The sequence below is a fragment of the Amycolatopsis sp. NPDC101161 genome (assembly GCF_044768185.1).
Lineage (GTDB): Bacteria > Actinomycetota > Actinomycetes > Mycobacteriales > Pseudonocardiaceae > Amycolatopsis.
Map to the genome: position 1 here is coordinate 429,172 of NZ_JBIWPI010000004.1, position 12,440 is coordinate 441,611.

At 72.7% G+C, this 12,440-nt stretch carries 9 protein-coding genes and 1 pseudogene; 3 read left to right on the top strand and 7 right to left on the bottom strand.

The annotated features are described in order from the left end of the window. Positions 1-10 precede the first annotated feature (10 nt). Entirely contained in the window at positions 11-739 is a 729-nt protein-coding gene (locus tag ACIRSS_RS29565; RefSeq protein ID WP_400900544.1) for a class I SAM-dependent methyltransferase, read from the top strand. On the opposite strand, the gene ACIRSS_RS29570 is transcribed toward ACIRSS_RS29565, so the two are convergent. From ACIRSS_RS29570 to ACIRSS_RS29585, 4 genes and pseudogenes are all read right to left on the bottom strand, one after another. Continuing rightward, entirely contained in the window at positions 732-4,037 is a 3,306-nt protein-coding gene (locus ACIRSS_RS29570) for an error-prone DNA polymerase (RefSeq protein WP_400900546.1), read from the bottom strand. The two genes, ACIRSS_RS29565 and ACIRSS_RS29570, sit on opposite strands and share 8 nt — an antisense overlap. Further along, positions 4,038-4,622 carry a hypothetical protein gene (locus tag ACIRSS_RS29575; protein ID WP_400900548.1) on the bottom strand — a complete coding sequence of 195 codons (585 nt, stop codon included), beginning with the start codon at positions 4,620-4,622 and terminating at the stop codon, positions 4,038-4,040. A gap of 2 nt (positions 4,623-4,624) precedes the next feature. Beyond that, positions 4,625-6,187, bottom strand: a complete 1,563-nt coding sequence (locus tag ACIRSS_RS29580; protein ID WP_400901912.1) for a DNA polymerase Y family protein — start codon at positions 6,185-6,187, stop codon at positions 4,625-4,627. Between the two features lie 469 nt (positions 6,188-6,656). Beyond that, a pseudogene (locus ACIRSS_RS29585) lies at positions 6,657-7,316 on the bottom strand (hypothetical protein); the annotation flags it as partial. A 623-nt stretch (positions 7,317-7,939) separates the two neighbouring features. On the opposite strand from ACIRSS_RS29585, the gene ACIRSS_RS29590 reads away from it, so the two are divergent. Further along, positions 7,940-8,407 carry a GNAT family N-acetyltransferase gene (locus tag ACIRSS_RS29590; RefSeq protein ID WP_400900550.1) on the top strand — a complete coding sequence of 156 codons (468 nt, stop codon included), beginning with the start codon at positions 7,940-7,942 and terminating at the stop codon, positions 8,405-8,407. Positions 8,408-8,475: 68 nt separating this feature from the next. Continuing rightward, the gene (locus tag ACIRSS_RS29595; RefSeq protein ID WP_400900552.1) at positions 8,476-9,225 is read left to right on the top strand and encodes a hypothetical protein; all 750 of its coding nucleotides are present in this window, start codon (positions 8,476-8,478) and stop codon (positions 9,223-9,225) included. A 244-nt stretch (positions 9,226-9,469) separates the two neighbouring features. Here the strand turns inward: ACIRSS_RS29595 and ACIRSS_RS29600 are convergent, their stop codons facing one another. From ACIRSS_RS29600 to purN, 3 genes are read right to left on the bottom strand one after another with little or no spacing between them, the layout of a single operon-like run. After that, positions 9,470-10,231 (bottom strand): hypothetical protein, encoded by a 762-nt coding sequence (locus ACIRSS_RS29600; protein ID WP_400900554.1) that lies wholly within the window; start codon positions 10,229-10,231, stop codon positions 9,470-9,472. 28 nt (positions 10,232-10,259) lie between these two features. Beyond that, the gene (purH, locus tag ACIRSS_RS29605) at positions 10,260-11,822 is read right to left on the bottom strand and encodes a bifunctional phosphoribosylaminoimidazolecarboxamide formyltransferase/IMP cyclohydrolase (protein ID WP_400900556.1); all 1,563 of its coding nucleotides are present in this window, start codon (positions 11,820-11,822) and stop codon (positions 10,260-10,262) included. Next, a complete protein-coding gene (purN, locus tag ACIRSS_RS29610) occupies positions 11,812-12,429 on the bottom strand; it encodes a phosphoribosylglycinamide formyltransferase (protein WP_400901913.1) in 618 nt (205 codons plus the stop codon). The genes purH and purN overlap by 11 nt, the downstream gene beginning before the upstream one ends. Positions 12,430-12,440 lie beyond the last annotated feature (11 nt).

The window sequence follows — 12,440 nt, forward strand, 5'->3', positions numbered from 1 at the left end:
CCGTGGCGCCGTGCCCGATCACGACTACGTCGACCCGTACCTCGCCTCGCTCTACGACGCGCTGAACCCGCGCGAGAGCAGCGGCGACTTCGCGTTCTACCTGCCGATGATCATGGCCGCCGGGTCCGTCCTCGACGTCGGGTGCGGCACCGGGTCCCTCCTGCACTGGGCGCGCGAGTCCGGCCACGATGGCCGGCTCGTCGGCCTCGACCCCGCCGAAGGCATGCTCATCCAGGCTCGCCGCCGCGACGACATCGAGTGGGTGCACGGCGATTTGTCGACCGCGTCCTGGGACGGCGAGTTCGACTTCGCCGTGATGACCGGGCACGCGTTCCAGGTGCTGCTGACCGACGACGAGCTGCGCACGGCGTTCTCAGCGATCAACCGCGCGCTGAAGCCGGGCGGCCGGTTCGGTTTCGAGACGCGCAACCCGGCACGACGTGCTTGGGAGCGCTGGACGCCGTCGCACGTCTGGGAAACCGGCGAAGTGCGGTCGTGGAACGACGCCGGACCGTTCGAGAACGGGTACGTCACCTTCACGACGACCTACGAAAGTCCTCATTGGGACGCGCCGCAGTACAGCGAAAGCACGTTGCGCTTCCTCGACGTTCCGGCGCTTTCGACGTTCATCGAGGAAGCCGGGCTGGTCGTCGACGAGCAGTACGGTGACTGGGACCGCACGCCGGTGACCGGCACGAGCCCGGAGATCATCACGATCGTCCGGCGCCCCCTCACCTGAAGTCCCGCGACTTCGCCTTGATCCGCATCGGCAGCGCCTCGACGCGGTCGGCCAGCACGCTCACGACGCCGTCGGCCTTCTCCACCACCCCGCGGATCAGCAACGCCGGGCTGGCGCGCGCGACGCGATGGTAGCGCTGCCACAGGCCGAGCGTGCAGATCACGTTGACCATCCCCGTCTCGTCCTCGATGTTGAGGAAGGTGACCCCGCCCGCGGTCGCCGGGCGCTGGCGATGCGTGACGGCGCCGCCGATCAGCACGCGCGCGCCGTCGTCGAGGTCGGCCAGGCCGTTCGCCGGGACGACGCCGAGCGCGTCGAGGCGGTCGCGGATGAACTCGGTCGGGTAGCTGTCCGGCGAGACGCCGGTCGCCCAGACGTCCGCCGCCGCGAGGTCGAGGCCGTCCATGCCGGGCAGCGTCGGGGCCTGCGTGCCGACCAGGCCCGGCAGCTTCTCCGGACGTTCCCCGGCGACGGCGCCCGCGGTCCACAGCGCCTGCCGCCGGTCGCCGCCGAACCCGGCGAACGCACCGGCCGTGGCAAGGGCCTCGATCTGCGGGGTCGTCAGCCGCACGCGGCGGGCGACGTCGGCCATGTCGGAGTAGTCGCCGTTCGTGAGCCGCTCGGCCACGATCCGCTTCGCGACGTCCTCGCCGATCATCCGGACAGTGCTCAGCCCGGTGCGCACGTCGTGGAACTTCCCGGTGCCGGCTTCGAGGGTGGCGTGCGGGAGGCTGCGGTTGATGTCGGGGCCGTGCACGGTGACGCCGTGGCGCCGCGCGTCGGCGACCAGCGACTGCGGTGAGTAGAAGCCCATCGGCTGGGCGCGCAGCAGGCCCGCCAGGAACGCGTCCGGGTGGTAGAGCTTGAAGTAGGCACTGGAGAACACGAGGTGCGCGAAGCTCAGCGCGTGGCTCTCCGGGAAGCCGAAGTTCGCGAACGCCTTGAGCTTCAAGAAGATCTTCTGCGCGAGCTCGTCTTCGACACCGTTCGCGGCGGCACCTTCGAGGAAGCGCTGCCGCAGCCGTTCCATCTTCCGGTCCGACCGCTTCGACCCCATCGCGTGCCGCAGCTGGTCGGCCTCCGCCGCGGTGAAGTTCGCGACGTCCAAGGCGATCTGCATCATCTGCTCCTGGAACAGCGGCACGCCGAGGGTCTTCTCCAGGGCCGTCGCCAGCAGCGGGTGGTCGTAGTCCCATTCCTCGACGCCCTGCTTGCGCCGGATGTACGGGTGCACCGAGCCACCCTGGATCGGGCCGGGCCGGATCAGCGCGACTTCGACGGCGAGGTCGTAGAACTTCTTGGGCTTGAGGCGGGGCAAGGTGGCCAGCTGCGCGCGGCTTTCGACCTGGAACACGCCGATCGCGTCGGCGCGGCACAGCATGTCGTAGATGTTCTGGTCGGTGAGGTCCAGCTCGGCGAGGTCGATCTTCTCGTCCTTGTACTCCTCGACGAGGTCGAGCATGTAGTGCAGCGCCGAAAGCATGCCGAGGCCGAGCAGGTCGAACTTGACGAGCCCGGCGGCCGCGCAGTCCTCCTTCTCCCATTGGATGACGCTGCGGTTCTCCATCCGCGCCCACTCGACCGGAACGACCTGGCTCACCGGCTCGTGGCACATGACCATCCCGCCGGAGTGGATGCCCAGGTGGCGCGGGAAGTCTTCGAGCGCGAAGGCGAGCTGCACGACCTCGTCCGGGATGTCGTGGTCGTGGTCCTTTTCGGTGCTGCGCAACGAACCCCAGCGGTCGATCTGCTTGCTCCAGGCGTCCTGCTGGCCCGGTGAATAGCCCAGCGCGCGGGCGGCGTCGCGGACCGCGGACCGGGCTCGGTAGGTGATGACGTTGGCGACCTGCGCGGTTCTGAGCCGGCCGTGTTTCTCGAAGACGTACTGGATGGCCTCTTCGCGGCGGTCGGACTCGATGTCGAGGTCGATGTCCGGGTAGCCGTCGCGGTCCGGGGCGAGGAAGCGCTCGAAGAGCAGCTTGTTGGCCACCGAGTCGACCTTCGTGATGCCGAGCGCGTAGCAGACGGCCGAGTTCGCGGCCGAACCACGGCCCTGGCAGAGGATTTTGTGGTCGTTGCAGAACCGGACGATGTCCCACACGATCAGGAAGTACCCGGGGAAGCCGAGCTGCTCGATGATCGCGAGTTCGTGCTCGATCTGTTCTTGCGCTTTTTCCTCGTGTTCTTTGCCTCCGAAACGCTCTTTCGCGCCTTCTCGCGTCAGATGTCGGAGGTAGGTCGTCTCGGTGTGGCCCTCGGGAACGTCGAAGGGCGGCAGCTTCGGGGCGATCAGCTTGAGCGGGAACGCGCATTCCATGCCCAGCAGGGCCGAGCGGCGGACGGCCCCGGGGTAACGCCGGAAGAGGACGTCCATTTCGGCGCCGCTGCGCAGGAAAGCGGTCCCGGCCGCGGGGAGCCAGCCCTCCAGCTCGTCGATGCCGCGGCGGGCGCGGATCGCGGCGAGGGCGTCGGCGAGCGGGGCGCGCTCCGGACGGGCGTAGTGCGCGGCGGTGGTGGCGACGGTGGGGAGGTGCAGTTCTTCGGCGAGCTTCGTCAGGACGTCGTTGTGGGTGCTGTCGAGCGGCTGGCGGTGGTCGGTGAGCTCGACGTAGACGTTGTCGTGGCCGAAGCGGTCGATCAGGTCGTTCAGTTTCTCCGCGGCGGCCTTTGGGCCGTGGGTGAGGAGGGCGGAGCGCACGGAGCCCTTGCGGCAGCCGGTGAGGACAACGCACTGCCCGGCGACCTCTTCGGCGACGGCGCCGAGGTCGTAGATCGGCCGCCCCTTTTCGGCCTTTTCGTGGATCTGGCCGGCGGTGATGGCCCGGCAGAGGGCCCGGTAACCCTGGTCGCCGCGGGCGAGCAGCAGGAGGTGTTCGCCTTCGGGGTCCGCGACGCCGTTCTGGGGGTTGGTGAGGCCGAAGCTGAGCTCGGTGCCGAAGACGGTGTTGACGCCGAGTTCCCGCGCGGCTTCGGCGAAGCGCACGACGCCGTACATGCCGTCGTGGTCGGTGAGGGCGATGGCGTCGAGCTGGAGGCGAGCGGCTTCTTCGACGAGCTCTTCGGGGTGGCTGGCGCCGTCGAGGAAACTGAAGTTGGAGTGGCAGTGCAGTTCGGCGTAGGGGACGCGGACGGTCTCGCCGCCGTCGTCGTTGCGGCGGGTAGGGAGGTCACCGGGGCGCCGGTAGGCCTCCCGGCGCCGGCCCCAGGCGGGGCTGTCGCCGTGGTCCCCGGGAGGAACCCCGCCGGCGAGGGTGCGGGCGAGGTCCTTCCAGGGGACGGGTGGGTTGTTCCAGCCCATCTAGTGGCTCCCGGGCTGGTCGGGGCCGTGTTGTCCCTCGGCCCGGCGGCGACGGTGCCAGTTGCTGGGGTGGTTCCAGCGGCTGCGGGCTTCGGCTTCGCTCATGCCGGGCTGGCCGGGGGCTGCTTCGCCGGGCAGGCGCTGGTTTCGCGAGCGCCACTCTCCGATCTCGCTCGCGCCGGGCTGATCGGCGGCCGCCTCGCCGGGCAGCCGCGCGCCAGCCTCACTCACACCGGCCTGTCCGGGGGCTGCTTCGCCAGGCACGCGCCCGTTCCGGAACCGCAGCTCACCGGCCGCTTTGCCGCGGGGCGTGCGATTTCGTGAGCGCCGGTCGTCGGGGCTGCTCATGCGGCAGCCGTTCTCCTCCGATGCTCGCGGAACCGGGAGCGCGATCACCGGGCACACCCACTCCTCCTCGAGTTCCTCCTCCTGCGGGAGCCTGCCGCGGACTGTCCAGCGGTCCGGGTCCGCCTGGGGCGCCGGCACTTCGCGCAGCCATTCGCGCTCCTCCTCCGCTCGGCGCGGGGTTGCCTCCGGTTCGGCGCTCAGCCAGGCCCGGAGCTTGCGTGCGTAGTCCTCGTCCATGCTCAGTCGTACACTCCCTCGACCGTCCACAGTGGATTTTCCGTGCCCGCGCAGTGCAGGAGCACCGCCTCGGGCGGGTCGTCCGGTCCGCTCGCGAGCAGCAACTGCACCCGCGCGCGCCGCGGGCCCGGTCTTCGGCGGTCGCCCGCCAGGGGCCACGGGCCCGCCCACCCCACGACCTGCCGCCGCGGGCCGCCGGTGATGCTCAGGCCGTGCGGGACCGCCGTCAGCTGGTCGCGCGCCGAAATGCCGACCGGGCCGCCCTCGGCGTCGAAGACCTGGGCCGGCACCGGGCGGTCGAGGACCGTCGCCGGGGACGGGGCCGGCAGCCGTCCGGGCCACGTCGCGTCCGACGGCGTCGACGGCTCGCGCGGGTCGCCCCACGGCACCAGCCGGACGCGGCCCGCCGGGTCGCGGCCGCCGTCGAGCAGCGGCGTCACCACGCCCTCCGGCCCGAGCAGGCCCTGGACGCGCACGAACGCCCGCGCCGCGCGCTCGTCTTCCTCTTCGGAACCGCCGTTCCGCCACAGGTCGAGCTGCAGCGACCGCCCCTCGACGACCTCCTCGGGCTCCAGCCGCAGCCGCACCACGCCGGACGTCGGGCGTTGCCCCGGTGCCGCGCGCAGCCAGCCCTCGAACTGCCAGCGCACGCGGTCGGCGACCCCGGTGGGCGTCAGCGGTTCGGCGCACCGCCACGCGCGGCCGAGGTGTTCGCCTTCTTCGGTGACCGCGTAGATGCCGAGCCGGGTGCAGGCCAGGCCGTGGCCGGCGAGCCCGGCGCAGAACCGCGCCGCGAGGCCCTTGGCGAGGAACGCGGCGACGTCGACCCGCTCGACGACCGGGTCGAACTCCTCGGTCAGCGTCAGCTCGGGCGACGGGCTCCGGCGCAGCGGCGGCCGTTCGGACCGCCCCCGCGCCAGCCGGTGGGCCAGCACGCCGGCGGCGCCGAACCGGTTGACGACGTCGCGTTCCGGCAGTTCCGCGAAGGCGCCGAGGGTGCGCAACCCGAGGCGCCGCAACAGGTCGACGAGCTCCGCGCGGTCGACACCGGGCTGGTCGAGCTCGGTGACGGGCAGCGGGGCGAGGAACTCGGCGACGCGCCCGGGTTCGACGAATTCCCCGCACCGCGCGGCGAGCGTCGCGGCGAAGAGCCCTTCGGCGACGCCGACCTGGCATTCGACGCCGGCCGCGGCAGACACCTCGTCGACGAGCCGTTCGACGAGGGCCTGCTCGCCGCCGAAGTACCCGGCGGCACCGTCGACGGGGACGGCGACGAGCCCGGGCCGCACGACCTCGACCCCGACGACGAGCCCTTCGACGGCCCGCGCGACGGCTTCGAAGAGCCGGGCATCCCGGCCGTCATCGGCGGCGAAGACGGCCAGGTCCGGGCAGTTCGACTGCGCTTCCCGCCGCCGCAGCCCCCGCCGGACACCGTTGCGCCGGGCGGCGGCATTGCTCGCGACGACCCGGTTGGCACTGAAGACGGCGGCGGGGGTGGTGACGGGCACGCCCCCGGCGGCCGCAGCGGCGACGACGGGCCAGTCCGGGCACCAGAGCACGAGCATCCGGGTGGCGAGCTCACCGGACCGCCGTTGCTTGGGGACGGTCATGGGGCCTCCCCGCGAGGAGTGCGGGTGTGGCTCGGGTGCGCGAGTGGAAGGCGCGCGGTGCTGAGCGAGCGACGCGGTGCCGAAAGCACGGGGCCGAGCGGGCGACACGGTGACAGCTGTGCGAGGGCGAGCGATGGTGTCCACAGTGGACTGTCGGTCATGCCGTCGCCTCCCCGCGGAGGGGGCCGGAAAGCGAACCCGCGGCCGAGCCGGAAGCGGCGGCCGAGGCGGTGCGGCCGGAAAGCGGCGATGCGGCAGCGGAGGCACCAAGCGAGCCAGCGGGGGCGGAGGTGAGGCCAGCGGTAGCGAGTGAACCAGGGGAAGCGGAGGCACCAAGCGAGCCGGCGGCGGCGACCAGGCCAGCAGTCGCGAGCGAACCAGCAGCGCCGGCGGTGAGGCCAGAAGCCCCGACCGAACCAGTGGAAGCGGCGGCTGCCGAACCCGCGGGACCGGGCAGCGCCAGCGAAGCCGTCACCGGACGAGCCGCAGCCCCCCGGCCGCGGGCTCGCACCGTCACCTCCCGCTCGCGCAGGTGCCCGTAGCCACCCTCAAGCCCCGTCCACGCCGAAAACCGGCACGACAACTCGACGTCCGCCGCCGGCCACGCGCCGAACGCCAGCAGCACCGCCCCGCGATGCCGGGCCCGGGCGGACAACCGGCGCGCCACCGCCGGCTGGACCGTCTCCGAATGGACCGCCACCAGGTCGACCCCGTCGAGCAGGGCCGCTACCACCGCCGGGAGCTCCACCCCCGGCCGTGGGACCAGCGCCACCCGGCTCAGGTCCACGCCGTACTCGGCCGCCGCCGCCAGCCCCAGCGACGGCATGCCGACCACGGCCGCCCACGATCCGGCCGCGGTGGCTTCCGCCAGCAACGCGAGCAGCAGCGACGTTCCCCCGTGGACCGCCACCGTGCTCCCGCGCCGGAGCCCGGCGGCGGGCAGCAGCCCGGCCAGCGCCGGGGCGACCGGGAGCACCCTTCCCGTCACCCGCGCGCGCTCGGCCTGGGCCGCGACCCGGCTCGCCGTGCTGACCCCGGGCAGGGCCGCCAGCCGGGCCACCGGCGGCTCCACCACAGCGGTCACCGCACGCACCTCCCCACAACGGACCAGGCCGGCGGTCGGGCCTCTCCCAAAAACACGACCGACGGCACACGTTCGCCGCGGGGAAGGCGGCGGTTCCACGTCGAACACTTGTTCGACGTGGACAAGTCAACCGCGAACGTCCCGAGGTGTCAAGTCACCCACTGGTGGGGTACGAACCCTGGAACGCGAGGCGCGCGTCGGCCTCCGAAGCGATCCGCGCGAGCTCGTCGTCCAGCACCATGAACGCCTCCCATGGCTCGCCGCCAGGAACCCGGCGAACCGCGCCAGGCGCTCGGGAACCCCGTGCGACAGCAGCAACGCGTGCCCGGCCGGCTCGTGCGCCGAACCCGGCCCGGACAGCTCCGCGGGTTGCAGCACCTTCCCGACGTCGTGCGTGGCCGCGCCGAACAGCACCGCCTCGGCGGCGAACTGAACCCGGTCCGCGGCCCAGCGCGCAGGTGCGCGGCCAGCCGCGGCGGCGCGCCCAGCGTCTCCAGCAGCTCCCGCGCTCGCGAAGGCAGCGGCGCGAAACCCGCGCCGTCCAGCGCGGCGCGCAGAAGATCGGTCACCCCGCCACGGTAATGAAGTTGCCCGCGCCGAACCCCGCTCGCTAGACAGACGCCGTGGAGCTCACCGAAGCCCGGCCCGAAGACTGCCCGGAACTGCTCGTCCTGCAACGCTGCTGCTGGGTCCAGGAGGCCGTCCTCAACGACACCCTCGACATCCCCGCGCTGCACGAAACCCTCGAAGACGTCCGCGACTGGACGAAGACCTGGTCGGTGTGGGTCCTGCGGGAGGAGCACCGGCTGGTCGGCGCGGTGCGGGCCCGGCTCGAAGGCGACCGCTGGGAGCTGGGCCGGCTGATGGTCGCGCCGGACCTCGCCGGGCGCGGGCTCGGCCGGCGCCTGCTCGAGCACGCCGAAGCGCACGCGCCCGCCGAGGCGCGCCGGTTCGCCCTCTTCACCGGTGCCCGCAGCACCCGGAACATCACGCTCTACCAGCGCGCCGGCTACCGGCTCACCGACGCGCCCGACGCCGCCGGGCACATCAGCGGCGCGGTGTACCCCGAGAAAGACGTCACACAGCGCTAATAACCCGGTCTGCCCGCCTGACGCTGCGGCGTCGGCTAGATTCCCCGGTGGACTTCTGGGGGTGGGCGATGACCAAACGGCCGGTTCTGTGGGTCGCCGGAGCGCTGGTCGCGGCGGGTGCGGTGGCGGCCGTCGTGCTCACCGCGGGCGGTGGGGTGCCCGGCGCGAAAGCCGCGGCCCCCGGGCCGACGACGATGGGCGCGGAGTGGCGCTCGTTCCGCGCCGACGTCACCGGGATCCGGCCCGGCCAGGACGACGTCAGCCTGTTCGTGCAGGTCGCGCTGCCCGGCAAGGACCCCGGCTGCGTCCGGGAGCCGCGGATCGAGCAGGTCGTGGAGACCAAGACCGACGTCCGCGCCGACGTCGTCTACTCGACGCGGCCCGCGGCGGGCGGCTGCCAGGACAAGGTGCCCACCGAGCTGCAGCTCACCACGTCGTCGCCGGTCGCGGACCGCACGGTGATCCTCAACGGCGACAACGGCAACGCCTGGCACAAGCTCGGCGCCGGCTGGGGCCACTGCGCTCCCCAGGGCACCTGCGCCCCGCCCGCCGACCACTGCGACCCGGCGTGGATCGGCGCCGCGGTGTCCGCGGCGGGCGCCGACAGCGCGGGCACCACCCGCGCCTGCGACCCGGACTGGCTGGTCCTCGACCTCCTGCTGCGCCAGACCGACCCGCCGGCCCGCGCGGCCTTCCGCTGGAGCGCCGCGGGCTGGACGTCGTTCGCGCAGGTCAAGACGGCCGGCTGCGCGGACATCCGGGCGGCGGACCCGAAGTTCCCGGTCGCGCTCTGCAAGACGCTGCCCGCCCCCGCGTGACCGACGTGGCGCTGCGGCCGTTCCGCCGATCCGCCGGCGCCGCTGGGCCGAAGACGGCTACCTCGGCCCGCACGACACGGCGCTGGCCGTGACGACGGACGGGGTCGTCGCGGACATGGCCAGCTGGGAGGCGGCGGGCCCGCGGGCGGCTGCTCCGAGATCGGCCTGACGGCGCACCGGCTGGCGTTCACCGGCGGCGCGAAGTCACCTGGCACGACGAAGTGGTCTAAGCGCCCTTCCGGCCCTAGCGCCCCAGCTTCTTGACGACCTCCGCGCCGACCGCCTTCACCACGTCGTCGGTCTCCTGCTGCGGCATCGGTGAGTTCGAGAAGAACCCCTTGTCCCAGCCGGACACCTCGACGACGACCACCGTCGTGCCCTTCAGGACGTGCAGTTCCGACCCGCTGAACGCGCTCTGCGTCACCAGGTGGACCAGCGTCGCCTTGTCGCCGATGCCTTTCACCTCCGTCGGCGGGACCGCCGGGTTGATCGGCTGGTACAGGCGGTTCGCCCCCTCGCGCGGGTTCTCGCCGGAATACGCCGTGACCCGGACGCTCAACGTCGCGTCGCGGACGTTTTCGTCGGGGCCGGGCTTCCAGCCGCAGTTGACCTGCTTGAGACCGGGCAGGTTCGCGGCGCCCGGGCCGCCCGCCGCGAAGCTCGGGAAGCCCGCCTTCTCCAGCGTCTGGGCCGGGACCTGGCACTCGGCGGGCACCGGCGACGACGACGGTGCCGCGCCGGTGCTCGCGAAGTAGTCGCTCGCGAAGATCGCCCCCGGGATGCCCACGCCGAGCAGCACGACCACCGCGCCGACGATCCCGAGGATCAACCCGGTCCGCTTCTTCTTCGGCGGCGGCATCGGCGCGCCGTAACCGGGGCCGTAACCGGGATAGCCCTGCTGCGGCGGGTACCCGGGCGGCGGGTAGCCGGGCTGCTGGGGATACCCCGGCGGCCCCTGCTGCCCGTAGCCCGGCTGACCCTGGCCGTAAGGCGGTGGTTGCTGCATCGAGCCCTCCCTCTCGAAGCGCGCGGGATCAGTGCGCGAAGTGGCGCGTTCCCGTCAGGTACATCGTGACGCCCGCCTTCTCCGCCGCCGCGATCACCTCGGGGTCGCGGACCGAGCCGCCGGGCTGCACGACCGCGCGGACGCCCGCCTCGATCAGCACCTCCAGGCCGTCCGGGAACGGGAAGAACGCGTCCGACGCGCCGACCGAGCCCTTCGCCCGGTCGCCCGCCCGCGAGACCGCCAGCCGCGACGAGTCGACGCGGTTGACCTGGCCCATGCCGACGCCGACGGTCGCGCCGTCCGCGGCGAGCAGGATCGCGTTCGACTTGACCGCGCGCAGCGAGCGCCACGCGAACTCGAGGTCGCGCAGGGTCTGCTCGTCGGCCGGGGTGCCGGTGGCCAGCGTCCACGACGCCGGGTCGTCGCCCGGCGCGTCGATCGCGTCGACGGTCTGCACGAGGACGCCGCCGGAGATCTGGCGGAACTCGATCGGGGCCGGGTGCGCGATCTCCGGCAGCTTGAGCAGCCGGATGTTCTTCTTGCGCTGCAGGATCTCCAGCGCTTCGGCGTCGAAGTCCGGCGCCAGGACGACCTCGGTGAAGACCTCGGCGATCTGCTCGGCGGCCTCGCGGCTGACCGGCCGGTTCGTCGCGATGACGCCGCCGTAGGCCGAAACGGGGTCGCACGCGTGGGCCTTGCGGTGCGCCTCGGCGATGTCGGTGCCGACCGCGATGCCGCACGGGTTGGCGTGCTTGATGATCGCGACGGCGGGCTCGGCGAAGTCGAACGCGGCGCGGCGGGCGGCGTCGGTGTCGACGTAGTTGTTGTAGGACATGGCCTTGCCGTGCAGCTGCTCGGCGTGCGCCAGGCCGGCCCGGTGTCCCTTGTACAGCGCGGCCTTCTGGTGCGGGTTCTCGCCGTAGCGCAGCACTTCGCCGCGTTCCCAGCTGATGCCGGAGAACTCGGGGAAGCCGGAGTCGTCCGCCGGCGCGTAGACGTTGGAGAACCACGAGGCGACCGCGATGTCGTACGACGCCGTGTGCGCGTACGCCTGGGCCGCGAGGCGCTTGCGGTCGTTCAGGTCGAAGCCGCCGTCGGCGACGCGCTCGAGCACCCAGCCGTAGCGAGCCGGGTCGACGACGACCGCGACGCTGCCGTGGTTCTTCGCCGCGCCGCGGACCATGGCCGGGCCGCCGATGTCGATGTTCTCGACGCAATCCTCGGGGCTCGCGCCGGACGCGACGGTCTGCTCGAACGGGTACAGGTTGACCACCAGCAGGTCGAACGCCGCGATGTCCAGCTTGCGCAGCTGCTCGACGTGGTCGGGGTTGCCCTGGTCGGCGAGCAGGCCGGCGTGCACGCGCGGGTGCAGCGTCTTGACGCGGCCGTCGAGCGACTCGGGGAAGCCGGTGACGTCTTCGACCGGCGTGACCGGGACACCGGCGTCGGCGATGACCTTCGCCGTGCCGCCCGTGGAGACGATCTCGACGCCGGCCGCGTGCAGGCCGGTCGCGAGGTCCAGCAGGCCCGCCTTGTCCGAGACGCCGATCAGCGCCCGGCGGACCGGGCGCCGTCCCAGGTCAGTGCTCACGAAATGTCACCTTTCGTCCGTCCACGGCGCAGCCGCCGCGGCCGAGTCGCTCGATCGTTTCCACCAGCAGCCTGCGCTCGACGGCCTTGATCCGTTCGTGCAGGACGTCTTCGGTGTCGTCGTGCTCCACGACGACGGCTTCCTGGGCGATGATCGGCCCGGTGTCGACCCCGGCGTCCGCGAAGTGCACGGTCGAGCCGGTGACCTTGACGCCGGCTTCGAGCGCGTCGCGGACCGCGTGCATGCCCGGGAACGACGGCAGCAGCGCCGGGTGCGTGTTGATCACCGTGAAGCGGCCGAGGAACTGCTCGCCGAGGATCTTCATGAACCCGGCGGAGACGACCAGGTCGGGCTGGTAGGCCGCGACGGCTTCGGTCAGCGCCTTGTCCCAGGCGGCGCGGTCGGGGTGGTCGGCGACGCGGACCGTGAACGACGGGATGCTCACGCGTTCGGCGCGGGTCAGCGCCTCGATGCCGGTGCGGTCGGCGCCGACGGCGACGACCTTGGCCGGGAAGCCGGACCGCGCGGTGGCGTCCAGCACCGCCTGCAGAAGGGTGCCGGAGCCCGACGCGAGGACGACGAGCTTCACCGGGGTGGGCAGCTCCAACCGTTGAGACA